Raw genomic sequence first — 23,926 nt, forward strand, 5'->3', positions numbered from 1 at the left:
TAAAAGTATGCTCCTAATTATCGACGACGATATCGCCATTCAAACATCCCTTTCCCTGCTGTTCAGGAAAGAAGGATTCACCGTGCGTCTGGCGGATGGCCCGTTTGAAACGTTCGAAATAATGGCCGAAGAAACGCCGGAGTTGATTCTGCTGGATATGAATTTCTCGGTCGATACCTCTGGCGATGATGGTATGCGGCTCTTGCGCCGGATTCGGGAGCAGCTTCCCAATGTGCCGGTCATTCTGATAACGGGCTGGGGGAGTATCGACCTGGCTGTTGAGGGAATGAAAGCCGGAGCGAAGGATTTCATTACCAAACCCTGGCAAAACGATTACCTTGTTCAGTCGGTTCGGACGGCCCTCAATCTGGCCCAATCAACACCGGCTTCGCCCAATCGACGCAAACTCGACCAGCAGTTTCGCTTCGATAATATCGTTGGCGAAGACCCGAATCTGCTCGATATTTTAACGACAATCGGGCGGGTGTCCCCAACCGATGCACCGGTGCTCATAACGGGCGAAAGCGGTACGGGTAAAGAGCTTATTGCCGAGGCCATTCATCAGAACAGCCGACGTCATCGGCAACCTTTCGTTAAAGTAAATCTGGGCGGTATCTCCTCTTCATTATTTGAAAGTGAGCTTTTCGGCCACGTTCGTGGGGCGTTTACCGACGCCAAAACAGACCGTGTTGGCCGGTTTGAACTGGCCAATAAAGGCTCGATCTTTTTGGACGAAATTGGCGATCTGGACCCGTCTAGCCAGGTAAAACTCCTGCGGGTGCTGCAGGATCGAACATTTGAACCATTGGGGAGCAGTAAATCCCGCTCGGTGGATGTGCGGATTATTTGCGCCACCAACCGAAACCTGGAAGACATGGTAAGTAAGGGGCAGTTTCGGGAAGATTTGTTTTACCGGATCAACCTCATCTCGGTACGATTACCCGCACTTCGCGAGCGGCCCAGCGATATCCCGTTGCTCGTTACGTATTTCGTCAATAACTTGAAAACCATCTATGGAAGGCCCGATCTTCGCGTGAGTACATTGGCCCAGAAATGGCTTAAAAACCTGTCCCTTCCGGGAAATATCCGCCAGTTGAAAAACGTAGTTGAACGAACGGTTCTCCTGTCGGCAAACGATGAACTACAATCCGACGACTTCGAGCGAAACTTGCCACAAATGGCTAGCCTGGTAGCTCATGACCGTACTGCGGGACTGTCTCTGCCTGATGTGGGTAGCCTCACGCTGGAAGAAATGGAGTACCAGATGATTCAGCGGGCGATGGCGTTTCATCAAAATCGGGTAGCAAAAGTTGCGCGGGCATTGGGCATTACCCGTTTTGCACTCTACCGCCGATTGGAGAAATTTGGCATTCCCTACAATAGTGAGGATTAATTCGTTTAAACACGGAGATACGGAGATCAACACAGAGAACACAAAGTTTTTCTCTTCTCTATATTGATCTCCGTGTTTACCTGACATCATATGCACGTCAACTTCCGCGTTCGGTATCTGCTATACATTGTTGCTGTCCATATAGCAATGACTGGGTTGCTGTTTTTAGTCCTACGACAAAATAAGCTCCTGCTCATTGCGAGTGAACTAGGGCTTTTACTGTCCATTTATAAGGCTATTCGTATTTACAGGCAATTCCAGCAACCGTCGGAGTTCATTGCATCTGGAATCGAAGCCATACGGGATAAAGACTTTACGGTCAAGTTCGTGCCCACGGGCAATCAGGAGGTTGATGATTTGATTACAGTCTATAACCTCATGATCGACCAGCTTCGGCAGGAACGAACGCGGCAGGTCGAGCAGCAGTTTTTTCTGGAAAAGCTCATTGATGCCGCCCCGATTGCGATTCTGATTTTTGACTTCGATGGACGAATTGCGTCAGTGAATCCAAGAGCCAGTCAACTGTTGGCTATAAATACCGGTGATGTAGTCGGGAAAGAACTGGTCGATCTTGGTTTCTCGCTACTGGCTCAGGTGGCCGATCTGGCCGATGGTGAATCCCGAACGATGAAACCCAACGGAATGGAGACCTACCGGGTGTTGCGGTCATACTTTATGGATCGCGGTTTCCGACGGTCGTTTTTGATCATCGAAGAGTTGACACCCGAGATTCTGGCCACCGAACGGAAATCGTACAGCAAGGTAATCCGGATGATGGCGCACGAAGTGAACAACTCCATCGGGGCCGTAAATTCCATTCTCGACAGCACGCAATCGTATGTGAATGAGCCGGATGTAAAGCATGCCATTCGCGTTGCCATCGAGCGTAATGACCGACTGAATCGGTTCATGAGTCGTTTTTCCGATGTCGTTCGGTTGCCACAGCCGCAGAAACGACCTGCCGATTTGACCGAACTGGTACGCAATGCAGTACAACTTATGCAGCCAATAGCGCAGGGTAGGGGCGTAACCCTCAGTAATGTATCGACGGGAAAAAATCTTCAGCTGGTCGACGTTGACCAGATGGAACAGGTACTGATCAACGTAGTTAAAAATGCCCTTGAAGCCTGCGAAGCGGGGCAGTGCGTTGAGGTAGTCAGCACAAGTCAATACCTGCTTATCCGCGATAATGGACAGCCAATTCCTGAACAAATTGCAGCTAACCTGTTTAATCCTTTTTATAGTAATAAGCCGGAAGGTCAGGGTATTGGCCTGACAATCACCCGCGAGATTCTTCTCAATCATAAACTTGCGTTTTCGCTTCACACAAAGGAAGATGGATGGACGGAGTTTCGGATTGAGTTTGCGTAATGGCGCAAGCCTTATCGATGGCGCAAGGCTCTGGCCTTGTGTCTGCTTTTCACCGGCCTCTGGCCGGAATAAAAAGAAACGTACTATAACCCGGCCAGAGGCCGACGAATAAGAGACACAAGGCCAGAGCCTTGCGCCATCGGGTAATGTCCGCAACTCACAGTATCTTGCCGGTAAGAATTCACCCACTTCACGCAACTCATTCCTATGCAAACCCGAAAGCAGTTTTTGAAAAATGTAGGTATGATAGCGGCTGGTGCTTCCTGGCTATCGGTAGACCAACTTGCTGGCTTTGCGATGCCCGCTCCCAAAAAGTCTATCTATTTTGATTTCCACTGCCACCCCGGTTGGTCGATGACCGAGCGAAACTTTGCCCATAACGCGGAGACAACGCAAACGGTTAGCGACATGAAAGAAGGCCACTTAACCGGTGGTTTTCTCGCTTTGGTGGCTGATGCGCCCCTAATAAAACCCGGTCCTAAAGGCATCATTATTACCCGAAAATATGCGCCCGGTGATGGCTGGACAGAATACAAGCGGCAGCTCCAGCGACTAAAGGAGGTCTTTTCGCAAGTCGGAATGCCATTTTCAACCGATCTCAATGACCTGAGTGTAAAAAGCAGCGGGCCAATTGGATATCTGGCTGTGGAAGGGGGCGATTTTCTGGATGACCAGTTAGAGCGAATCGAAGAAGCGTATCTGGACGGGGTCCGCTCCATTCAGTTGGTGCATTACGCCCCGAATAACCTCGGTGATCTTCAGACATCTGAAACCACATTCAACGGCTTATCGGCGTTCGGTAAGGGTGTCGTCAAAAAAATGAATGAACTGGGCATGGCCATTGATTTAGCCCACGCTTCGTTTCAAACGACAAAAGATGCGGCCAATGTGACAAAAGCCCCAATTATTTTATCGCATAGTGTACTGCAAATGGAGTCGGATCGACCCATTGCTTTGCGGGCAATTTCTAAAGAACATGCAAAAGTAGTGGCTGATACGGGCGGGGTCATTGGGGCATGGCCTTCGGGATTCAATAAAAGTTTCGACGAATATGTTGATAATATTAAGCGGCTGGTCGATGTGGTCGGTATTGATCACGTCGGTATCGGAACCGATATGAGTGCAAATTTCCAGCCGGTTTTAACCAATTACACCCAATACCCTCAGGTTGCAGAAGCCTTAAAATCGAAAGGACTGACTAGCCAGGAAGTTGACAAAATAATGGGTGAAAACGCAAGAGTCGTTCTGGGGAAAATTGCAAAATCCAGAACTAAATCCTGAACAGTCGTTACTGGTTATTCGGTGACTGCCAACCTCGTAAGTAATAACGAATAACAAATACCTAGTAACTAGCACCCAATGTCTTATTGCCGCGCCATCGACACCATGCCCGAAGAACGGAAAGCCCTTCACAAAGCCTACCACGACCATTTATATGGCTTTCCCATCCACGACGATAATGAACTGTTTTGTCGGTTGGTGCTGGAAATTAATCAGGCTGGTCTGAGTTGGGAAACTATCCTGAAAAAGGAAGCTACCTTCCGAAAAGCGTATGATAACTTTGACATAAAAACCGTAGCCACCTATACCGACGCCGACCGGGAGCGGTTGCTGTCCGATCCAGGCATCATTCGCAACCGATTGAAAGTTAACGCGGCCATAGATAATGCGAACACCATTCTGAAACTTCAACAGGAACACGGTTCATTTGAGAAATGGCTGGAAATGAACCACCCCAAAACAAAAACAGAGTGGGTGAAGCTGTTTAAAAACACGTTCCGTTTCACAGGTGGGGAAATAGTAAACGAATTTTTAATGAGTATCGGCTACCTGCCCGGCGCTCATACGGAGGATTGTGCTGTGTATGCCAGAGTCATGGAGTACAAGCCGTTGTGGATGCAAGTTGCTGGCTGATGACCAATTCTTACGAATTTCATCCGGTTTGAAGCAAAACAAACGTTATGTTTGTGAAGATATAACGATAAGTCGTTTCTGAACAAACAAATGCAGTCTATGCGTCAGTCTACAGTACGTATTGCTACGGTCATTTTACTAACCTGCCTGTTCAGTAGAATAGTATACGGACAGACGGTTCTGACTATCTCCGGCGAAGTAACCAAACCCTTTTCTTTACAGGCTGCTGACTTGAAAGCGATGCCCCACGCCGAAGTTGTTGCGAAAGACAAAGACGGTAAAAATCACACATACGCTGGCGTACCTCTCGCTGAGCTGCTGAAACAGGCAGGCACTACAACAGGAGCAGAATTACGGGGGAAAAACCTGAGTAAGGTTGTTATTGTGAAAGCAACAGACGGCTATGAAGTGGTCTTCGCGCTCCCCGAAATTGATCCCGAATTTACTACACGTATTATTCTGCTGGCCGACAGCGTTGACGGTAACCCATTAGCGCAGGGTGTAGGGCCGTACCGTATTGTTGTGCCCGACGAAAAAAAACCCGCCCGCTGGGTTCGGGACGTTAAGGCTATTGAGATACGATTTGCGAGTAAATAGTGTCGTTGACATATGAAAAAACTAATTCTAATCCTGCTCCTTTGCCCGATAAGCCTGTTGGCACAATCGCTCCGGGTGGCAGTAGCGGCCAACGCGCAGTTTGTCATGGAGCAACTGAAAACAGCTTACCAGAAAAAAACGGGGACGAGCATTGAACTGATTGTGAACTCATCGGGTAAACTTACTACCCAAATTCAACAGGGTGCTCCATATGATGTTTTTCTGTCTGCAGATATGCCGTATCCGGAAACATTATATAAAGCGGGCCTTACCGTCGATGCTCCCGTAATATATGCTTACGGCTCGCTGGTGCTGTGGACAGCGGGCGACATTCCATTGACAGCTGATTTGACGATACTGTCAAATTCAGTTATTCGCCATATAGCTATTGCCAATCCGGCCACAGCGCCCTATGGTGAAGCGGCCGTCTCCTATTTGACATACAAAAAGTTACTGGATAAAATAAAACCCAAACTTGTGTATGGCGAAAGCATTGCGCAGGTTAACCAGTACATCCTGTCGGGCGCGTCAGAAGTGGGGTTTACGGCCAAATCCGTTGTGCTTGATCCGAGTCTTGCTAAAAAAGGGCGCTGGGTCGATTTACCACAAACGGGCTATTCCCCAATTGCACAGGGCGTTGTAATTTTGAAACGAACGAATCAGGGTAAAGCCGCTCAGCAATTTGTTCAGTTTTTACGTAGTCCGGCTGCCCGACGCATCTTGCAGCAATTTGGTTACCGTTCACCCGCTTCCTGACCCCATTTCGTATGCCCATTGACTGGGAACCTATCTGGCTAACCCTGCGCTTAGCCGGTATTACCACCTTTTTATTACTCCTGATCGGCGTTCCGCTGGCCGGTTGGCTGGCGCTTAGCCGATTTCGGGCCAAGCCCATTGTTGAAGCGCTTATTAGCTTACCACTGGTTCTGCCTCCCTCGGTGGTTGGTTTTTATCTGCTATTGGCGTTTAGCCCCACTGGTGGGCTAGGAGCCTGGTTGTTGAAGACCGTTGACGTGCAACTTGTTTTCTCATTCGAAGGATTGGTTGTGGCGTCTTTGCTGTATAGCTTGCCTTTTATGGTTCACCCGATTCAGGCAGGTCTGGAAAATTTGCCAGTTTCGTGGCGGGAAGCGTCCTATACTTTGGGGCAGTCGCGCATAAAAACGCTCTGGCGGGTCCTGTTGCCCAATTGCAAGCCAGCCTTACTCACCGGTATTGTTCTGACATTTGCGCATACCATTGGCGAGTTTGGCCTGGTTTTGATGATTGGCGGGAATTTGCCGGGGCAAACGAGAGTTGCTTCCATCGCCATTTATAACGAAGTTGAACAGCTCCATTTCGAAACGGCACATACCTATGCTGCCCTTTTACTGGGTCTCTCCTTCGCCATTCTTTTATTGGTGTATGCCATAAACAAACGGGTTACGGTATGATTGATATCGATGTGATGATGCCCCGCCTGTTTACTGAAGGTACTCGTGATCTTCAGGTCAAACTTACTATTCAACCTGGTAGCCTCACCGCCCTTATTGGCCCGTCCGGTTCCGGAAAAACAACGTTATTGCGCTTGCTGGCCGGTCTAGAAACCCCTTCTCAGGGGCATATTACGGTAGATGACGTTACCTGGCTGGATAAAAAGAAAGGGATTAACTATCCACCCCAGAAACGTTCAATTGGATATGTCTTTCAAGATACAGCCCTGTTCCCAAACATGACTGTTCTGGAAAATATTCAATTCGCCACGTCGAAGGATCAGCAGGCTTTTGTGAATGAATTGATTGAGAAAACCGGTCTGGCAGCATTCAGCCACGTAAAACCAGATGCCCTGTCGGGGGGGCAACGGCAGCGGGTAGCCCTGGCCCGTGCCCTGGTGCGCCGACCGAAACTGTTGCTTCTGGATGAACCGTTTGCCGCACTGGACACCGATTCCAGTCAGTTGCTTCGGCAAGTGTTACTTGAACTACATCAGGCATGGGGTACAACCACGCTGCTGGTGAGTCATCACGAAGCAGATGTGAAAGCCCTGGCAGATCGGGTTATTCGGTTGGTGCAGGGACGCGTTCAAAAAGATGAGCTTCGTGTCTCGCGAAAATCTGCACTATCAATTGAAGAAACGATAACGCGTATTCAGTATGATGAAAGTCAAAAAGTATGGGTAATTGACACACAATCAACACAATTACGTTCAACTAATTCTGCCTGGGAGAAGCTTCGTGTGGGCGATTTGATGCAAGTTTCCAACTTACCCAATTAAATTAATTTTCTTAGATAATATATTGTTTATCAGATAGTTATCCAGTGAGGGGCTTGAACTAATAAAAGGGTTGCTCTGTTATTTAGTTACATCTGCAAACGCATTTTATGCCCGATTTCAATCCATCAATTATTCTGTATACTGCCGACGCGCTTAATGATAGGGGCAAAGCTGTTTTGTCTCAATTTCCACAGGCCGAACGACTGGAAGTAAAACAACATAATCGTCTGCCGGAGTTGGGAATGAACCATTTCAAGGTGAAATCCGACGTGCTTGTGTTGGGTAAGCTGAAAACGCAGGATATAAAATGGAGTGGTCGGAGTTCGGATTACATTGCGCCGAGTCTGGCGAATGGTTGCTATGGTGCCTGTACGTATTGTTACGTTGATCGCCATAAGAACGTGAATCCCATCACACTCTTTACCAACATCGACGAAAACCTCGCGAGTATTGACGCCCATGTCATTTCGCTGGCGTGGCCCAAACCTAAAAACCAGACAGATTCTGATTACTGGACCTATGATATCGGCTGTAACTCCGATATTTCTGTTGACTACGACCTCACGTCGGGCATTCAACAGGTATTCGAGTTTTACCGTGATCACCCCAAAGCAAAAGCTACATTCGCCACGAAGTTTGTTAATCCGGGTATGCTGGACTTCGACCCGAAGCGGAAGATACGTGTCCGGTTTAGCCTGATGCCCAGCCATGTAAGCAAACTGGTCGATGTGCGCACGGATAGCATAGAAAAGCGGCTGGCGGCCATCAATGACTTTTACGATGCAGGGTATGAAGTCCACGTCAATTTCTCGCCCGTTATTGTGTATAGCGGACCAGACGGCGACAAAAAGGCCTGGCGAAATGATTACCGCGAACTATTCCGGCAACTGGATGCCGCCGTCCGGCCCGATGTTCGGGAACAGCTTAAATGCGAGGTTATCTTTCTGACACACAATCAGCACCAGCATCAGGCCAACTTAGCTATCAACCCCAAGGCCGAGGAATTGCTGTGGGTACCTGAATTACAAGAGAGCAAGGTGAGTCAGTTTGGGGGGTGGAACATTCGATACGAGCACCAACTGAAGCGTAAAATGATTACCGTTTTTGAAGACATGGTTCGGGATGAAATTCCCTGGTGCGAGATTCGGTATATTTTCTAGACCGCACAGGCGGCCCTGCGGGATTTTAACAAGATTAGAAGGATTAAACAAGATTACTGCAATCATTCAAAATCAAACCTTCCTAATCCCTAAAGGATCGGGGAAATGGTTTGTACTTCTATAAACTTGTTTAATCCTTCAAGTCTTGTTAAAATCCCGGTCTACCTAGCGTGTTGTTTCACATATTCATCCATTGAGAAACGGCCGGAACCGATCACCAGAAACAGGAGCAACAGAATCAGTACGATGACTGACAACCACAATTCAGAATTCAAAGGGGAGAACCCCTGACGGATATTTACGAAGAAAAGCGCACCAACTAGAATTGGTAACTGGATGAGTACCATCAGGCGGGTCAAACAGCCGACGGCGATCAGAAACCCACCCATCAAATGGGCAAACGCTACATAGTGAACCAGGATAACCGGTAAAAGTCCGAAATGCAAGCCACCCACCAATCGGGTCAGGTAAGCCGTGTCGCTAATAAAACTAACGCCTTTCAGAACAAGAATAATGCCCAGCATAATACGCAGGGCATCGGTCCAGGCAGGGTGATGTGTATCCCCCCAATGTTCAACGCGATTTAACATATTCATACCTGTAAGCGGTTTAGTTAAAACTAACCGAATATAGGCTAAATATGACTGATTGTCAAGGGATTGGTTTTAAGGATGCTGGCGCGGGTATTTACCCGAGCCAGCATCCTTAAAACATAAATCTTAATCCTCGTCCAGCGGCCCGACATGAACCGGGGCCATATGTTCGTACTCGTCGGGTTCAAACAGGCGTGATCGAATAAGGAATCGAACACCCATCGGGATTTCGAGCGAGAAACTGGCCCCACGTCCGGGGGTTACGTCGATGGTCAGGTGGGTGTGCTGCCAGTACTCGAACTGATCGCTCGACATCCAGAAGTCGCACCCTTCAATCTGACCAAGTAAAACATCGGACTGACCAATCCGGAACTCGCCTTTCTCGAAACACATCGGTGATGATCCGTCACAGCAGCCCCCGCTCTGATGAAACATCAGCGGGCCGTGTTCTGCCCGAACTTTACTGATAATATCAGCCGCAGCCGGTGTTACATCGACGCGGGAAGTGGTTTGTGTCGTCATACGTAAACGTTGTTGGCAAGTGTTTAGAGTACCCGAACTACCTGGGTCAGGGGTTGTACATCCGTAAAGTTAGGGATATCGCCAAGCAGTTCACCGCCGTGGGTGCCCATACCTTTATCCAGCTCGTCTGTGTTGTTAAATTCTAAGAAGGTGATCATGGCGTAAGGAGGGAGCGCATCACCTCCGGCCAGTGCTTCATTCAAATTAACGCCTGTAAGGCCAAAGGGCGTCAACCGCTCTTTCACCAAGGGAATGTGTTTGTCCAGGTAATACGCCAGATCGAACTGACTACTGTTTGTTTTCGGGTAAAGAACGGTTAAGCGAATCATAGCGGAGTAGTAAAGGGGAGTAAAAGAATATGGGCTATTATAAAATAAGGAAAGAGCGTAAGCCTGCCGTTTGCAAACTTAACGCTCTTTCACGCATTCATGCGTTAATTTCTATCAAAAGAAACCAAGCTTGTTCTTGCTGTAAGAAATAAGCAGGTTTTTCACCTGGCGGTAATGATTCAACATCATCAGGTGGTTCTCACGACCAAAGCCCGACTTCTTGTAACCACCAAACGGTGCGTGCGCCGGGTAATCATGGTAGCAGTTCACCCACACACGGCCAGCCTGAATTTGCCGGGGAATGGTGTACAGCTCGTGGGCATCGCGGGACCAGAAACCGGCACCCAGGCCATACAGCGTATCATTGGCAATGGCAACGGCTTCGTCGGCGTCTTTGAAGGTCGTAACTGACAGGACAGGTCCGAAGATTTCTTCCTGGAAAATCCGCATCTTGTTGTTGCCCTTGAAGATAGTTGGCTGGATATAATAGCCACCTTCTACGCTGTCGGCTGGACCGCCACCCGTTAGCACTTCGGCACCTTCCTGCTTGCCAATGTCGATGTACGACAGGATTTTCTCGTACTGGTCATTGCTGGCTTGCGCCCCCATCATGGTGTCGGCATCCAGTGGGTGACCCAGCTTAATGGCTTTGGTGCGGGCAATAACACGCTCCATAAACTTGTCGTAAATGTCTTCGTGAACCAGCAAACGCGATGGGCATGTGCAAATTTCACCCTGGTTGAGGGCAAACATTACGGCACCTTCTACGCATTTATCGAAAAACTCATCGTCGTGATCGGCGATGGATTTCATGAAGATGTTTGGCGATTTGCCGCCCAGTTCCATCGTAACAGGAATCAGGTTTTCCGATGCATACTGCATGATCAACCGGCCTGTGGTGGTTTCGCCCGTGAAGGCTACTTTATTGATACCCTTGTGTTGGGCTAGTGGCTTACCAGCCTCTGGCCCGAAGCCCTGAATGATGTTCACAACACCCGCAGGTACAATGCCTTCCAGTAATTCGAACATGATTGCCAGCGACGTTGGCGTTTGTTCTGCGGGCTTGATAACGACACAGCAACCGGCAGCCAGAGCAGGAGCCAGTTTCCAGGTAGCCATCAGTAGCGGGAAGTTCCAGGGAATGATCTGGCCAACAACGCCAACAGGCTCTTTGATAATCAAAGAAAGGGTATCAGCGTTTAGTTCGGTGGCTGAACCTTCTTCGGCCCGGATTACGCCCGCAAAATAGCGGAAGTGATCCACGACGAGGGGCATATCGGCCGCCATCGTTTCGCGAAGAGCTTTGCCGTTTTCAACCGTTTCGACACGCGCCAGAAACTCCAGATTCTTTTCAATGACGTCGGCAATCTGAAGAAGTACTTTGCTGCGTTCAGTAGCCGATGTTTTACCCCAGGTTTCAAATGCTTTTTGGGCTGCTGCAACGGCCAGATCAACATCGGCTGCTTTTGAGCGAGGCATTTTAGCAATCAGGCTGCCATCTACCGGCGATGTATTATCAAAATATTCGCCACCAACCGGTGGTACCCATTTGCCACCAATATAGTTATCATAATGCGACCGGAACTTAGGCCGGTTTGCGTGGGTCTCTACGAGTTCAAGGGTTTCCATATAAATGTTAAAGAGATTATGCTGTAATAAAATCGTTACAAATTTTGCAAGAATTATTCAATATTAATTGGACAATCGTATCGGCTTCTTGCACAATCCTATCAAAAAGTTTAATATTAGTGGTAGGAAGGGGGACAAGCTGTAGTAAATTGCCAATCTATTCCATTCTGAAAGCCATAAACTAACCTACTGAAACCTGTTATGAAACGCGACACGGTTGTTTCTTTCGATGTTTCCCGGCATCTCAAAGCCCGAAAGCTCGAACAGGAGGTCGAAAACAGAACAGCCTATACCATCGACACGGCAGAGCTGAACATTTACGAAACCCAGCACATTGCCGAGAAAGTAGAATTGACGTTTTCCAGCCCGGTACTGGCCAGCATGATTCGGGGTAAAAAGGTAATGCATTTGCCCGGTACCCCCTCGTTCGATTTTTTGCCGGGTGAGTCGGTCATTGTGCCCGGTGATGAAACGATGCGTATCGACTTTCCCGAAGCACAAGCTCTAAATCCAACGCAATGTCTGGCGTTGGCTATTGCCCCCGATAAGGTTCGACAGGTAACGGATTTGCTCAATGATCGTGCTCCGTTGGTCGATACGCAGCAAGGTTGGCAGTTTGGGCACCATAATTTCTTCCTGACAAACGATGTCCCCATACACCAGCTCATTGCCCGGCTGGTATATATTTTTACCGAAAATAACCGGGCTAAAGAAGTCTTTGCCAATCTGGTGATTCAGGAACTTGTCGTTCGGCTGATGCAAACGCAGGCCCGCACACTACTCCTCACGCCCGAAACGGCCTTTGCCAACGTTAATCGTTTGGCTCACGTTGCCCAGTATATCAATAAACACTTACACCGGAGTTTGCAGATTAAAGAACTTGCCGATGAAGCCTGTATGAGCGAACCGAACTTTTATCGAACGTTCAAACAAACGTTTGGCATGACGCCTGTCGAATATATTAACCAGCAGCGGTTGGCGCTGGCTTCTCAATTGTTGCGTACCACAAGCCGCAGTTTAGAAGATATCAGCATGGAATGCGGCTTTAACAACCTGACCTATTTTATGAAGTTATTCCGGCGCGAGATCGGCTCGTCGCCCACCCAGTACCGAAAGCAGATACTCCCTTCCTGATGCGTCCGTTCATTCGCTAGTAAAGACGATTTTGATTGCCCAACTCAGTACATGATTGGTTATCTTTGACTAATCATGACAACAAAAACTTCATTGAAAGCTGCCTTCACAGCCCCTACGCTTGAGTTCATGCGCGAACTCGTTCAGAATAATAATCGTGAGTGGTTCCACGCCAATCGCCCCCGGTATGATGCGGCCAAAACCGAACTTATTGGGGTAGTGGAAAGGGTTCTTACCGGCATGAGTGCATTCGAACCGCTGGCAAATACAGCTGTAAAAGACTGCATCTTCCGCATCAACCGCGACATTCGTTTCTCAAAAGACAAAGCTCCCTATAAGTCCAATCTGGCATTCGCCATCGGACCCGGCGGCCGGCAATCGGGTCGGATTGATTATTACGTGCACATTCAGCCCGGCAATCAATCGTTTCTGGGAGCAGGTATGTGGCAGCCAACGCCTGCCAACCTTGCCAAGTTTCGGCAGGAGATCGACTATAATGTTCAGGAATTGAAGGATATCATCGAAGCCGATGAATTTAAAGCTTATTTCCCTGAAGCATCGGGGGAGTCAATGAAAACCACGCCCAAAGGTTACCCCGCCGATCACCCCGAAATTGAACTTCTGCGTCGGAAAGAATTATTCTTCCTGCACCGCTATACTGACAAGGAAGTACTCAAGCCCAACTTCGCCGATGAAATCGTACGGGGCTCCCGCATCATCAAACCCTACTGCGACTTATTAAACTACCTGTTTTTTGACGAGAAGGAAGAGATGGTGACGTTATAGAATATCAGGTAGATCGAACGTACATACCAGATTCTTGCTGAGTTTTTTTGGAAAATGACCTTTTAAAAATATATTTCCCAATTCACTTTGAAAAGCAAAGTACTTTATAATATATTTGTTCCACAAACTACTTACCTAAAGAACCAGGACTATGCTTAGTCAAAACAAACGACTGATCGGGATTGTGCTCACCGTAGCGCTTTTGCTGTCTGGACCATTCATCGCAATGCAGTTTACCCCTGAGGTGAACTGGACGCTATCTGATTTTATTGTTGCTGGTGGCCTATTGCTCGGCACGGGTCTGGCGTGTGAATTAGTAATCAGGAACGTTAACAGACTGAGTTACAGGGTAGCCATCTGTGGAGCGATTCTGGTAATCCTTGTTCTAATTTGGGTGGAGCTGGCTGTCGGTATTTTCGGTTCACCACTGGCTGGCAGTTAGATTTAAAGAGGGCATAGCAACTTCCTTATAAATCAGGCTATAGTGATGTCAGGTTTACGAATTTGACATTCGTTAAGATGGCTTGTACAAGAATAAAAATCAATAGGTACTGGCAGTAGCATCAGTACCGAATAGGCTTAAGGTATGATTAGGTGTACGTTTTAAAGAAACAGGCTATACTCATACAATGGTCACCAAGGCACTTCTAGTCACAGCATTGATCGTCCTTCAGGTAACGTCAGTTTTTTCGCAAAACAGAGTGCCGGTTATCAGAGAGAACGTACCCTTGGACTCTATTCGACTGAGTGACCCGTTTATTCTCGCGGATAAATCTACGTCGATGTACTACATGCCGGGAACGGGGGGCATGTTATGGAAGAGCAAAGACCTGAGAAACTGGACTGGCCCGTTCATCGTAGCCAGAACTGACCCTGACTCCTGGATGGGCAAGAGTCCGATGATCTGGGCCGCAGAACTGCACGCGTATAAAGATAAGTACTACTATTTTGCTACGTTCACCAATCGGGAGGTGAAAATTGATACGGTTGGCGAGAATGTCATCGAACGACGGGCTAGTCATATTCTAGTCAGCGACAAAGCGGAGGGGCCTTACATGCCCATGAAAGACCCGGTTTATCTGCCTGCCGACAAACCTACGTTAGATGGTACTTTTTGGGTTGACAAAGACGGGAAACCGTATATGGTGTACTGTTATGAATGGCTGCAAAACCTGAACGGAACCATGGAGAAAATTGAGCTTAAGCCCGATTTGAGTGGTTCGATAGGTGAGGGGAAATTGCTTTTTCGAGCTAGCGATAGTCCCTGGAGTCGTGAGAAATCGACAGGTGGCCCGAATAAAGTAACGGATGGCCCCTTTTTATTCCGTACGGGAACCGGCAGGCTCGGCATGATCTGGACCAGTTGGATTGATGATGTGTATACACAAGGGATTGTTTATTCGAAAGGCGGTACGCTGGATGGCCCCTGGGAGCACGAGAAAGAGCCGATTACACCACCTAATTTCGGTCATGGAATGCTTTTTCAAACACTAACCGGTAAATGGCTGATGTCTGTACACAGTCATCGAAACAGCAACGGTCGTTATATCCGGAACCCCCATTTGTTCGAGGTCGACTTTTCGGGCGATAAGCTGATCGTCGGTAAGCCATATCTTCCGTAGCGAACTTATCAGGAAGCTTTGGGATACATGGTGGTTTATTTATGACAGGTCTTTGATAAAACAGACGATCCGCACGACTTCGTGGAATCCTGACTTTTTATGAAAATCTATACTGGCTAAATTTGTTATCTCCGTGTCAGAGGCAATCTGCTTTACTCCTTTTTGTGTAGCCCAATCTTCTGCTACCAAGACCAGCTCTTTTGCGATATACTGTTTCCGATAATCGGGTTTTACATAGATGCCTTCAATATAGGCAACTGGTAAATCAGCAGAACCCTCAACATAATCATGCCGAATACTTATAAGTATAAAGGCAACATACTCTCCCCCAACACTTGCCAGATAGCAAGCGTCGTTTGTTGAATCGAGAATACGGGCATAATTTTCTAACTCTTCATCAAGGAGACATTCTGGCCATAGTTCCAGAACAAGCTCAACGACAGCATTGATAGTATGCGTTGACAGTGATTCAATATCCATTTTAGAGTTGATCTATTCTGTAAGCTAACTCTAAATTGCTGTTTGTCATTTATTGCCTTAAGTGATTTGTTAGCAGTACTACAGAGCGCAAAAAGGAAGATGTACTTTGAAACGAACCATAACACTTTTCTAATGATTTGCCAATGCCTGACTCCCACAAAAAAAGTCCGGCAACTGACGATGCCGGACTTTTTAGTTCCTTGTTGAAGGGTGAAAACCTATAAGGTCACAACGACCTTACAGGTTTAGAGGAATTACATATTAATCCACTGCAATCATCGAAACAGCTTTGGCTTCGAGTGTCGTTTCGCCCATAAGGTAGCAGTCGGCGGCACGGGCGGCTTCGCGGCCTTCCGAGATCGCCCAAACCACCAGTGATTGTCCACGGCGCATGTCCCCGGCAGCAAAAACTTTTGGGTTTGTTGTCATTTGGTAATTTACGGCCTTTACGTTTCCACGCTCGTCGTACTCAACGCCCAGATCGTCGAGCAAGCCGTTGTGCTGTGGATGCAGGAAACCTGCGGCCAACAGCGCAAGTTCGCAGGGAACGTCGCGCTCAGAACCGGGTAACTCAACCATTTGCATGCGTCCGTTCTCGTTTTTCCAGGTCAGATCAACAATACGCAGGGCTTTCAGATTACCGTTTTCGTCGCCGATAAATTCTTTCGTGTTGATCGACCAATGCCGGTCACAGCCTTCCTCGTGCGAGGTGCTGGTACGAAGCATCATTGGCCAGTTAGGCCATGGCGTGTTTTCGGCCCGGTCTTTGGGCGGCATTGGCATCAGCTCAATTTGGGTCACACTGGCTGCTCCGTGCCGGTTGGAGGTACCCACACAGTCGGAGCCGGTATCGCCACCACCAATGACAACCACGTTTTTGTGGGTCGCCAGCAGTTCACCATCGCCGTATTTTGCACCCTGATGATCGACTTCTATCGGCAAGTTTGCGTTGCGTTTGTTCTGCTGGCTCAGAAATTCCATAGCGGGATAAATCCCTTTGAGGTTCCGGCCCGGAATAGGCAGATCGCGCGGAACAGTTGAGCCGCCCGTCAGCATCACCACATCGAACTGTTCGAGCAGGTCGTTCGCTTTTATGTCGACGCCAACATTAACATTAGTTTTGAATGTAATGCCTTCGGCTTCCATCACTGCCAACCGACGGTCGATGGTCCATTTTTCCAGTTTGAAATCAGGAATACCGTAGCGGAGTAACCCACCAAGCTGATCGGCGCGTTCAAATAGGGTAACGGAATGACCCGCTTTATTCATCTGCGTGGCAGCCGCTAGTCCGGCAGGGCCAGAGCCAACAACAGCGACCTGTTTGCCTGTCCGTTCTTTCGGTGGTTTTGGCGACACATAACCCCGTTCAAACGCTACTTCGGCAATTGATTTCTCAATAAACTCGATGGCAACGGGTGGTTTGTTAATGCCCAGTACACACGACGCTTCGCAGGGGGCAGGACAAATACGACCTGTAAACTCCGGGAAGTTGTTGGTCGTTGCCAGAATTTCGTAGGCATATGCCCAGTTCTGTTCATATACCGCGTCGTTGAACTCGGGAATAATGTTGCCTAATGGACAGCCGCTATGGCAGAACGGCGTGCCGCAATCCATACAGCGGGCAGCCTGCCGTTGCGAGTCCTGTTCAGAAAACTGGACTTCAATTTCCTTGTAGTCATGAATCCGCTCCTGCGGATCGCGCTTTTTGGGTAGTTCGCGCGTAAATTCTAAAAATCCGGTAGGTTTTCCCATAATAGTACTACGCAATTACCCGTGCGTCACATCAACCGTTATATCCTGATAAACAATATTTTTGTCGCGAATCTGATCGGCCAGCGAGATGCCCCGTCCGGCAAGTGCCTTCTCGAAGTCGCCGGGCATAACCTTTACGAACTGATTAATTTGATCGTTCCAGTTCTGAATCAGATTCAAGGCCACATTACTCGTTGTGTACTGAAAATGCTTCTCAACGTACTCGCGAACGATACCCTGATCTTCGTCGGTCAGACGCTCCAGATTTACCATCTCCCGGTTTACTTTCGAGGCAAACGTGCCGTCCTGATCAAAGACATACGCTACTCCCCCCGACATACCGGCGGCAAAGTTGCGGCCTGTTTGGCCAAGAATGATAACCAGACCACCTGTCATATATTCGAGGCCGTGGTCGCCTACACCTTCCACAACAACTTTAGCGCCTGAGTTACGAACACCGAAACGTTCACCAGCCATACCCCGAATGAAGGCTTCGCCCGAGGTGGCTCCATAGAAGGATACGTTTCCGACAATGCTGTTTTCTTCCGGTTTAAATTGGGCTGTCCGGTCGGGATACACGATCAGTTGGGCACCGCAAAGCCCTTTGCCGAAGTAGTCATTGGCATCGCCTTCGAGTTCGAGTTTAATACCCGCCGTAGCAAAGGCCCCAAAGCTCTGTCCGGCTGTTCCGCGTAGTTTGACGTGAATCGTACTGTCGGGCAATCCAGGGCCGCCGTACACCTTCGAAATTTCATTGGACAACATGGTACCAATGCTCCGGTCAATGTTTTGTACGGTGAACTCGCCATACATCGATTCGCCAGACTCCAGCGCAGGCTGGGCAAGGTCGATCAGTTTCCGGTCGAGCACATCGTCCAGATAATGGTTTTGTTCTTCCTGTTTGTATAGCGCTACATCAAGGTTCGTTGGTTCTTTGAAGAGTAACGCGTTGAGGTTAACCTTCTTGTATTTCCAGTGAGGTAGGTTCTCACGCAGTTCGAGCATCTGCGCCTGACCAACCATTTCGTTGATAGTGCGGAAACCCAACTCGGCCATAATTTCGCGCAGTTCCGTTGCCAGGAAGGTGAACATGTTCACTACGTGTTCAGGCTTACCCGTAAAGAGCGCGCGCAATTCCTTGTTCTGCGTAGCTACACCAACCGGACAGGTGTTGAGGTGACATTTACGCATCATGATACAACCTGTGGCCACCAGCGCAGCCGTGGCAACACCAAATTCTTCGGCACCGAGCAGGGCGGCAATCGCCAGGTCACGACCTGTGCGCATTTGCCCATCGGCCTGTACCGTTACGCGGCCACGGAGTTTGTTCCGCACCAGCGTTTGGTGTGCTTCGGCCAGACCCAGTTCCCATGGCAAACCCGCGTGACGAATCGACGACAGGGGAGATGCTCCCGTTCCACCATCGTGGCCCGAAATCAGTATATGGTCGGCGTGGGCTTTGGCAACCCCGGCGGCAATTGTACCCACACCTGCTTCCGACACAAGCTTAACGCTGATCCGGGCGGCCCGGTTGGCGTTTTTAAGGTCAGAAATAAGCTGCGCCAAGTCCTCAATCGAGTAAATATCGTGGTGAGGAGGGGGCGAAATCAGGCCGACACCAGGTGTCGAGTGGCGCGTCCGGCCAATCCAGTCATCGACTTTAAAGCCGGGTAGCTGACCACCCTCGCCGGGTTTAGCACCCTGCGCCATTTTGATCTGAAGTTCGCGGGCGTTGGTCAGGTAATAACTCGTTACGCCAAAACGGCCTGAGGCAACCTGCTTAATACCCGAATTCATGCTGTCGCCATTGGCAAGGGGCGTATAGCGGAGTTCATCTTCGCCACCTTCACCCGAGTTGCTTTTGCCGCCAATGCGGTTCATGGCAATAGCCAGAGTGGTATGCGCTTCCCATGAAATAGAACCGAACGACATGGCACCCGTAGCAAACCGCTTGAAGATGCTTTCGATGGGTTCAACTTCATCAACCGGAATTGATTTTCCCTTCTTAAACCTTAGCAGACCCCGCAGCGTAATGGCTTTCTGCGTCTGGTCGTCAATAAGTTTAGAGTATTTCTTAAATATCGAGTAGTCGTTCTTTTGTGTCGATTGTTGCAGCAGGTGAATAGTATCGGGGTTGAAGATGTGCTTTTCGCCCCGCTGTTTCCACTGGTAAATTCCACCTACTTCGAGCCGGGGAGCTGATACGGGCATATCCGGGAACGCCACGCAGTGCCGCACCAGAATCTCGCGTGCCATCTCGTCCAGACCCATACCGCCAATGCGCGAAACGGTTCCGGTGAAGTAGCGGCTAACCACTTCTTCGTTCAGACCAAGGCATTCGAAAATCATGGCACCCTGATACGATTGCAGAGTAGAGATACCCATCTTCGAGAAGATTTTGAGTAACTCGCCATTTACTGCCTTGATATAGTTCTTGAAGAGTTTGTCAATGTCGTAATCGACCTGCAACAACCCTTTCTCCTTCATGTTGGCAATCGTTTCGAATGCCATGTAGGGATTTACGCCCGATGCGCCGTAGCCAATCAGCGTAGCCACATGGTGCGTTTCCCAAACGTCGCCCGCTTCGACTACAATACCAACTTTACCCCGCAGGCCCTGACGAATCAGGTAGTGGTGAATGGCTGCCGTAGACAGCAGTGACGGAATAGGCGCGTGGCTGGAGTCGATTGCGCGGTCTGACAGAACGAGAATCGAGTAACCATCCTGAATGGCATCTTCGGCATAGCGACAGATACGGTCGAGGGCGCGTTCCAAGGATTTACCTTCTCCATCAGCCGTAAACAGGCAGTTGATGGTTTTTGCCTGGAAATTAGGCTTGTCGATAAACCGCAGTTTGTCAAACTCTTTGGTCGTTAACACCGGCTGATCTAACTCAACCTGACGGCAATGTTTCGGCGATTCGCTCAGCAGGTTGTAGGTAGCGCCTACAAACGAAATCAACGACATGATCGACCGTTCCCGAATTGAGTCGATAGGCGGGTTGGTCACCTGGGCGAACAACTGCTTGAAGTAATGACTCATATGCTGGCTCTGCTCCGATAGAATTGCCAACGGGACATCGGTACCCATTGAGCCTAAAGCTTCCTTGCCCGTTTCGACCATTGGGGCCAGAATCATGCGAAGGTCTTCAGACGTAAAGCCAAAGGCCTGCTGCATCCGAAGCAGTTTCGCCGGATCATAATTGCTATACGTCCGAATGGGCGCTTCTAGATCCTGAATCCGTACTTTATTTTCGTCAAGCCATTTTTGGTACGGCTGACGTCCGGCCATCTCGGCCTTGATTTCTTCATCGGCGACAATCCGTCCCTGTTCCATATCGACTAGGAACATTTTGCCGGGTTGTAGGCGTCCTTTTGATACCACAGTTGCGGGGTCAATATCCAGAACGCCAACTTCAGAGGCCATGATAACCACGTCTTCGTTGGTCACCCAGAAACGCGACGGACGAAGGCCATTACGGTCGAGGGTTGCGCCTACGATGCGGCCATCGGTAAAGGAAATCGACGCCGGGCCATCCCAGGGTTCAATAAGGGCCGCGTGGAACTCGTAGAACGCCTTCCGAATGGGATCCATGTGTTCGTTGCCATCCCAGGCTTCCGGAACGAGCATCATCATCACGTGCGGCAACGACCTTCCGCTCATGACGAGTAGTTCGATGGCGTTGTCGAGGTTAGCTGAGTCGGACTGACGCTGGTCGCAAATGGGCAACAGCATATCCATTTCGTCTTTCGTAAACTTAGCCGATTCCAGTAAACCCTCAGCGGCTTTCATCCAGTTCACGTTTCCGCGAACCGTGTTGATTTCACCATTGTGGGCAATATAGCGGAACGGCTGGGCCAGTTTCCAGGACGGAAATGTATTGGTCGAGAAGCGTGAATGCACGACACCAAGAGCCGACACGACCTCTTCGTTCTGAAGGTCAGGGAAATAAGGCTCCAGTTGAAGCGTCGTTAATTGACCCTTATACGTAATGGTACGGCATGAAAGCGACGAGAAATAGAACGTATCGACACCAGCAATGGTCTCATTAATGATACGGGTGCTATAATTCCGAAGGATATACAGTTTACGCTCGAAGTCTTCGGCGTTCGTAACGTCGGTTGGGCGTTTAATAAACACCTGTTCCATTTGGGGTTCTGCCGACCGTGACCCGTTGCCTAGATCACTGTTGTTGACCGGCACGATACGGTAACAAAGCAGTTCCAGCCCAAGCATTTTCATTTTCCGATTCAGTACGGCCCGGCATTCTTCGCGGAGCCATACATCTTTCGGAAAATACACCATACCTACGCCATATTCGAGCGCAGGAGGTAGGTGAACGCCTAGTTTACGGGTTTCGTCTACAAAAAATTCGTGCGGAATCTGGATAAGCAAACCGGCTCCATCGCCGGAATTTGGCTCGGACCCTACTGCACCCCGGTGCTCCATACGCCGAAGCATCTGAAGGGCATCCGCAACAATTTTGTGAGACTTGCGGCCTTTAATATGGGCCACAAAGCCGATACCGCAGTTGTCGTGTTCGAACTCAGGGCGGTAAAGTCCCGCCGATTGGTCAACCTGATCAGACATGGTCGTAACAGTGTTGGATTAGGCCGCTATTTATCGACTCTAATTGACAGAATCGCAATAAATAGGGGTGAAAATTAAGAAAATCTAAATTTACAGGTAGCCCGGCGTGTAAAAAAAACAGAAGATATTAGCCGGGCTGACGGGCGTTTGTGACAAAGTCACGCAATATACTACTAAAAAAATTTGGCAAAAATCGCTTTTGTCGGAATTTAATAGTAGACGGTACTAATTGTGAAATTGGTTATAAATGTTCTTGAAATATGCCAACTTTAGTGAACCCTTTTGCCTGTTTTCTAGGGTTAAATGACTTTTATGTCACTAAGAATTGACTCTATTTGTTCCGAAAAGGTCTATTCAAAACAGATACATAAAAGAATGGAGGCAGTTATAGAATTAGTTGTCTGACTTTACCACCTTTCCGCCAATCATGACAAACTTCACTTGTTGAAGCTCTGTAATGTCAGTTAATGGATCGCCCTTTACCGCAATAATATCGGCAAGCTTTCCGGCTTCGATAGTACCCAGGTCTTTTTCTTTACCCAATAGTTCGGCGTTGACCTTGGTGCCTGCTTGTATAGCCTGCATAGGGGTCATGCCTAATTTGATAAGTTCGGCAAATTCACGGGCTGGAAACGTAGCTGGAAAACCTACATTATCGGTCCCCAATCCTATCTTGACACCTTTTCGAATAGCCAGTGAAAGCATTTTGCTCTTTGTATTTTCGTCTTTCTCGTGCTTCCCTAATTGAACGGCTTTCGCCAGTGCTTTACTGTTGAAGTATTTTTCCTGGAAGAAAAGGTCAACAGAAAGGGTTGGGATCAGATAGGTGCCGTTTTTGAGCATGAGGTCGATGCCCTCTTCGTCTATGTATGAAGCATGCTCGATGGAACGAACCCCCGCCCGAACGGCCATCTTGATGCCCTCGGTGGCGTGGGCATGAGCCATAACGGGCCTGTGTCGCCGGTTGGCTTCTTCCATTACCGCTGTCAATTCTTCCGAACTGAAATGTACATCCTGTGGATTGTCGCCAACGGTCATGAACGCGCCTGTAACCATTATTTTGATCCAGTCGCTGCCGTGCTTTATCTCTTCCCGTACGGCTTTCCGCATTTCGTCCGGCCCGTTGGCAATTAAACCGTCGGCAATGATGGGTTGCTCATAAGACGTGAAATTAATGTCGCCACCACCACCGGTCACGGAAATATAGTGTCCGGCTCCGTAAATATGTGGGCCTGTAAACAAGCCTTTGTTAATGGCATTGCGTATGTCGAACTGCGCATAAGCTACATCGGCGTCACCCGCAATTCGTAACGTTGTCCAGCCTGCCTGCAACAAGTCCTGCATGATTTTTAACCCTTCCAGAGCTTTCTGGGCCGAGGATCGCCGTAAATGATCGATCTGATAATCGTCTTTGTCGATGAACGGGTGGACGTGGGCGTCGATTAGACCGGGGAGTACGGTGAAGTCACCGAGATCAATAACGGAGGCATCTTTCGGTATAATGTCTTTACTGCCGACCGCTATAATTCGATCTGCTTCAATCACTATCGCTGCGTTTTGGACAATCTTTCCTGTACCGTCAATTAAGCGTTTACAGAGCAGAGCGGTCTTCTGTGCGAATGCGCCTGTGCTGAGACAACAGGCTATGAGAAAACGAAGACCATAGCGTTTTAACCTCATAAGCTAGTTAAGAGACAAGTATTGGGTAGAATTTAGGCAGTAGTTGAGTAAAGTCAGCGCTAAACGATGTGTCCGGTTTGACCAGGGGCTGGGCAAGAAGACAGGCACGACAGTTTATGG

General features: G+C 48.8%; 21 protein-coding genes. 13 read left to right on the top strand and 8 right to left on the bottom strand.

Annotated elements, in window-relative coordinates; translation table 11 throughout:
• Nucleotides 1–7 precede the first annotated feature (7 nt).
• The 9 genes from CWM47_RS07905 (at nucleotide 8) to CWM47_RS07945 (ending at nucleotide 8,689) form a co-directional block, all read left to right on the top strand.
• Entirely contained in the window at nucleotides 8–1,393 is a 1,386-nt protein-coding gene (locus CWM47_RS07905) for a sigma-54-dependent transcriptional regulator (RefSeq protein ID WP_100993783.1), read from the top strand.
• A gap of 90 nt (nucleotides 1,394–1,483) precedes the next feature.
• Nucleotides 1,484–2,764, top strand: a complete 1,281-nt coding sequence (locus CWM47_RS07910) for a sensor histidine kinase (RefSeq protein ID WP_100987470.1) — start codon at nucleotides 1,484–1,486, stop codon at nucleotides 2,762–2,764.
• A gap of 207 nt (nucleotides 2,765–2,971) precedes the next feature.
• Nucleotides 2,972–4,045 (top strand): dipeptidase, encoded by a 1,074-nt coding sequence (locus tag CWM47_RS07915; RefSeq protein ID WP_100987471.1) that lies wholly within the window; start codon nucleotides 2,972–2,974, stop codon nucleotides 4,043–4,045.
• Nucleotides 4,046–4,123: 78 nt separating this feature from the next.
• Entirely contained in the window at nucleotides 4,124–4,678 is a 555-nt protein-coding gene (locus CWM47_RS07920; protein WP_100987472.1) for a DNA-3-methyladenine glycosylase I, read from the top strand.
• Between the two features lie 99 nt (nucleotides 4,679–4,777).
• A complete protein-coding gene (locus tag CWM47_RS07925; RefSeq protein ID WP_100987473.1) occupies nucleotides 4,778–5,275 on the top strand; it encodes a molybdopterin-dependent oxidoreductase in 498 nt (165 codons plus the stop codon).
• A gap of 12 nt (nucleotides 5,276–5,287) precedes the next feature.
• Nucleotides 5,288–6,031 (top strand): molybdate ABC transporter substrate-binding protein, encoded by a 744-nt coding sequence (modA, locus tag CWM47_RS07930; RefSeq protein WP_100987474.1) that lies wholly within the window; start codon nucleotides 5,288–5,290, stop codon nucleotides 6,029–6,031.
• A gap of 11 nt (nucleotides 6,032–6,042) precedes the next feature.
• On the top strand, nucleotides 6,043–6,708 hold the full coding sequence (gene modB, locus CWM47_RS07935; RefSeq protein ID WP_100987475.1) for a molybdate ABC transporter permease subunit: 666 nt from the start codon (nucleotides 6,043–6,045) through the stop codon (nucleotides 6,706–6,708).
• Nucleotides 6,705–7,529, top strand: a complete 825-nt coding sequence (locus CWM47_RS07940) for a sulfate/molybdate ABC transporter ATP-binding protein (RefSeq protein ID WP_100987476.1) — start codon at nucleotides 6,705–6,707, stop codon at nucleotides 7,527–7,529. The genes modB and CWM47_RS07940 overlap by 4 nt, the downstream gene beginning before the upstream one ends.
• A gap of 107 nt (nucleotides 7,530–7,636) precedes the next feature.
• Nucleotides 7,637–8,689, top strand: a complete 1,053-nt coding sequence (locus tag CWM47_RS07945) for a spore photoproduct lyase family protein (protein ID WP_100987477.1) — start codon at nucleotides 7,637–7,639, stop codon at nucleotides 8,687–8,689.
• Nucleotides 8,690–8,850: 161 nt separating this feature from the next.
• Here CWM47_RS07945 and CWM47_RS07950 read toward each other — a convergent pair whose 3' ends face one another.
• The 4 genes from CWM47_RS07950 to CWM47_RS07965 all read right to left on the bottom strand — a co-directional run bounded on the left by CWM47_RS07950 (nucleotide 8,851) and on the right by CWM47_RS07965 (nucleotide 11,762).
• Nucleotides 8,851–9,285, bottom strand: a complete 435-nt coding sequence (locus CWM47_RS07950; RefSeq protein WP_100987478.1) for a DoxX family protein — start codon at nucleotides 9,283–9,285, stop codon at nucleotides 8,851–8,853.
• Nucleotides 9,286–9,408: 123 nt separating this feature from the next.
• Nucleotides 9,409–9,804 carry a DUF779 domain-containing protein gene (locus CWM47_RS07955; RefSeq protein ID WP_100987479.1) on the bottom strand — a complete coding sequence of 132 codons (396 nt, stop codon included), beginning with the start codon at nucleotides 9,802–9,804 and terminating at the stop codon, nucleotides 9,409–9,411.
• A gap of 23 nt (nucleotides 9,805–9,827) precedes the next feature.
• On the bottom strand, nucleotides 9,828–10,133 hold the full coding sequence (locus CWM47_RS07960; RefSeq protein ID WP_100987480.1) for an EthD family reductase: 306 nt from the start codon (nucleotides 10,131–10,133) through the stop codon (nucleotides 9,828–9,830).
• Nucleotides 10,134–10,247: 114 nt separating this feature from the next.
• Entirely contained in the window at nucleotides 10,248–11,762 is a 1,515-nt protein-coding gene (locus tag CWM47_RS07965; RefSeq protein WP_100987481.1) for an aldehyde dehydrogenase family protein, read from the bottom strand.
• A 201-nt stretch (nucleotides 11,763–11,963) separates the two neighbouring features.
• Between CWM47_RS07965 and CWM47_RS07970 the strand changes: the two genes are divergently transcribed.
• The 4 genes from CWM47_RS07970 (at nucleotide 11,964) to CWM47_RS07985 (ending at nucleotide 15,304) form a co-directional block, all read left to right on the top strand.
• Nucleotides 11,964–12,896, top strand: coding sequence for an AraC family transcriptional regulator (locus tag CWM47_RS07970; RefSeq protein WP_100987482.1), 933 nt, complete (start codon nucleotides 11,964–11,966; stop codon nucleotides 12,894–12,896).
• Between the two features lie 75 nt (nucleotides 12,897–12,971).
• Complete coding sequence (locus CWM47_RS07975) at nucleotides 12,972–13,682, top strand: DUF2461 domain-containing protein (protein ID WP_100987483.1); 711 nt, start codon at nucleotides 12,972–12,974, stop codon at nucleotides 13,680–13,682.
• 151 nt (nucleotides 13,683–13,833) lie between these two features.
• The gene (locus CWM47_RS07980; RefSeq protein ID WP_100987484.1) at nucleotides 13,834–14,124 is read left to right on the top strand and encodes a hypothetical protein; all 291 of its coding nucleotides are present in this window, start codon (nucleotides 13,834–13,836) and stop codon (nucleotides 14,122–14,124) included.
• A 286-nt stretch (nucleotides 14,125–14,410) separates the two neighbouring features.
• Nucleotides 14,411–15,304 (top strand): glycoside hydrolase family 43 protein, encoded by an 894-nt coding sequence (locus CWM47_RS07985; RefSeq protein WP_240625761.1) that lies wholly within the window; start codon nucleotides 14,411–14,413, stop codon nucleotides 15,302–15,304.
• Between the two features lie 39 nt (nucleotides 15,305–15,343).
• Here the strand turns inward: CWM47_RS07985 and aac(6') are convergent, their stop codons facing one another.
• The 4 genes from aac(6') to CWM47_RS08005 all read right to left on the bottom strand — a co-directional run bounded on the left by aac(6') (nucleotide 15,344) and on the right by CWM47_RS08005 (nucleotide 23,806).
• Nucleotides 15,344–15,784, bottom strand: coding sequence for an aminoglycoside 6'-N-acetyltransferase (gene aac(6') / locus CWM47_RS07990; RefSeq protein WP_100987486.1), 441 nt, complete (start codon nucleotides 15,782–15,784; stop codon nucleotides 15,344–15,346).
• Nucleotides 15,785–16,045: 261 nt separating this feature from the next.
• Nucleotides 16,046–17,536 (bottom strand): glutamate synthase subunit beta, encoded by a 1,491-nt coding sequence (locus tag CWM47_RS07995; RefSeq protein WP_100987487.1) that lies wholly within the window; start codon nucleotides 17,534–17,536, stop codon nucleotides 16,046–16,048.
• A gap of 15 nt (nucleotides 17,537–17,551) precedes the next feature.
• Nucleotides 17,552–22,126: a glutamate synthase large subunit gene (gene gltB, locus CWM47_RS08000; protein WP_100987488.1), complete on the bottom strand. Its 4,575-nt coding sequence runs from the start codon at nucleotides 22,124–22,126 to the stop codon at nucleotides 17,552–17,554.
• A 393-nt stretch (nucleotides 22,127–22,519) separates the two neighbouring features.
• Entirely contained in the window at nucleotides 22,520–23,806 is a 1,287-nt protein-coding gene (locus CWM47_RS08005) for a metal-dependent hydrolase family protein (protein WP_100987489.1), read from the bottom strand.
• Nucleotides 23,807–23,926 lie beyond the last annotated feature (120 nt).

Source organism: Spirosoma pollinicola (genome assembly GCF_002831565.1).
GTDB lineage: Bacteria > Bacteroidota > Bacteroidia > Cytophagales > Spirosomataceae > Spirosoma > Spirosoma pollinicola.